This is a genomic window from uncultured Flavobacterium sp. (assembly GCF_963975005.1).
Taxonomy (GTDB): domain Bacteria; phylum Bacteroidota; class Bacteroidia; order Flavobacteriales; family Flavobacteriaceae; genus Flavobacterium.
The window spans coordinates 1-1924 of record NZ_CAXBFR010000199.1 but is presented as its reverse complement, the minus strand read 5'-3'; the positions used below and the strand labels follow the sequence as shown (position 1 = coordinate 1924).

General features: G+C 28.0%; 2 protein-coding genes. Both read right to left on the bottom strand.

Features of this window, described 5'->3' with window-relative positions; translation table 11 throughout:
- Positions 1 to 123 precede the first annotated feature (123 nt).
- Positions 124 to 504, bottom strand: coding sequence for a PUR family DNA/RNA-binding protein (locus AACZ53_RS14450; protein WP_339839896.1), 381 nt, complete (start codon positions 502 to 504; stop codon positions 124 to 126).
- 68 nt (positions 505 to 572) lie between these two features.
- The coding region (locus AACZ53_RS14445) for an ABC transporter ATP-binding protein (RefSeq protein ID WP_339839894.1) at positions 573 to 1924 on the bottom strand (1352 nt) is incomplete at its 5' end.

The following is a 1924-nucleotide window of genomic DNA, read 5'->3' as shown; positions in this document are numbered from 1 at the left end:
TATTATCTGGTGCTGATCCTGAAATAGAATGGATTAAATTGGACATTGAAAGTAAAAAGTAAAATCAAAAAAGCCATTATAAATTAATATAATGGCTTTTTCTTAGTTATAATTTAGTTGAAATTAAATGTCATCAAAACTAATATCTGTAAAGCTATTTTTTGATGATTCTTCAGTAACATCTTCTTGATTTTCAAAACTTTCTTTCTTAAAATCTTTTTGATGTCTTTCTGAAATAACTTCTTCTCCTTTATGTTCTAAAACATAATCTGTCATTTCGTCTAAAATTTCTTTAAATGCTGCAAAATCTTCTTTATATAAATAAATTTTGTGTTTTTTAAAATGATATGAACCATCTTCTTCTGTAAACTTTTTACTTTCTGTGATTGTTATATAATAATCATCAGCTTTTGTTGATCTAACATCAAAGAAATAAGTTCTTCTTCCGGCTCTTAATACTTTAGAAAAAATATCTTCCTTTTCATACATGTCTTTATCGCTCATAATCCTTTGTTCTTTTTTATGTTTAAACTCAACCAAAATTCTAAAAAAAAATAGTAAAAAACAATAGTTTAGTAAATTTCTTTTTCTAAAAGTTGTTTATTGTATAATTCCTTATAATAGCCTTCTACTTCTATTAATTGATTATGAGAACCTTGCTGAATAATTTGCCCTTCATCAAGGATAATAATTTTATCTGCATTTTTGGCTGATGAAATTCTATGGCTTACAATTATAGTCGTTTTTTGTTGAGTTAATTGCAATAAATTGTTTAAAATTTGCTCTTCAGTTTCAGTATCTACAGCACTTAGACAATCATCTAAAAGTAGTACAGGAGCTTCTTTAATGAATGCTCTTGCAATCGAAACACGCTGTTTTTGACCACCAGAAAGCGTAATTCCTCTTTCTCCCAGAACAGTGTCATATCCTAGAGAGAAGTTAATTATATTATCATGAACGGCTGCTTTTTTCGCAACATTTATTACTTCTTCGTCCGTAGCATTTTCTTTTCCAAATTTAATGTTATTTTTTATCGAATCTGAAAACAAAAAAGCATCTTGAGGAACAACTGCAATACTATCGCGTAAATCGTTTAAATTTATGTTTTTTATAGGTTTATCGTCAATTAGAATCTCTCCATTTGTTGTATCATAAAGCCTACTAATTAAGGTTAAGATAGTAGATTTTCCTGACCCTGTTTTTCCTAAAATTGCTAACATTTTTCCGTTTTCAACTTCAAAAGAAACATTTTTAAGAGCTTCTATATTTGTATCATCATAAGTAAATGAAACATTTTTAAATAAAATTTTTCCGTCAATATGCGATTTTTGAGTGTTGTAATTTTGAATATCAGATTCCGTATTTAAAAACTCATTTAATCTTTTTTGAGAAGCTTCTGCTTCTTGAATCATTGATGAAACCCAACCTAATGAAGCAACTGGCCAAGTCAACATATTGATGTATAATATAAATTGAGCAATAGTTCCAATATTCGGTATACTTCCATTAATGTACATCATTCCACCAGCATAAATAACTACTAAATTAGATAAACCAATAAGCAGAATCATTAATGGTCCAAAATAGGAATTGGTTTTAGCCAACGATAAGTTTTTGTCTTTACTTTCTTGAGTTAAAACACTAAACTCTTCTGATTTATTATTTTCTAACGCATAAGCTTTTACAACTCTAATTCCGGAGAAAAATTCTTGCGCAAACGAAGATAAAGTAGATAAATTTTGTTGGTATAAACTACTTTTTTTATGAATTTGAGCACTAATTTTAAAAATGCTATAGGATAATAGGGGAAGAGGTAATAACGAATAAAATGTCAGTTTAGGTGAAATATTGTACATGTAAACAATGACTACTCCAAATCGAATAACAGTATTTAGAGAATACATAACTGCTGGTCCGACATACA

What these genes read in the sequence shown, in the direction of transcription:
- AACZ53_RS14450 (WP_339839896.1), bottom strand. Translation starts at nt 504, where the DNA reads ATGAGCGATAAAGACATGTATGAAAAGGAAGATATTTTTTCTAAAGTA.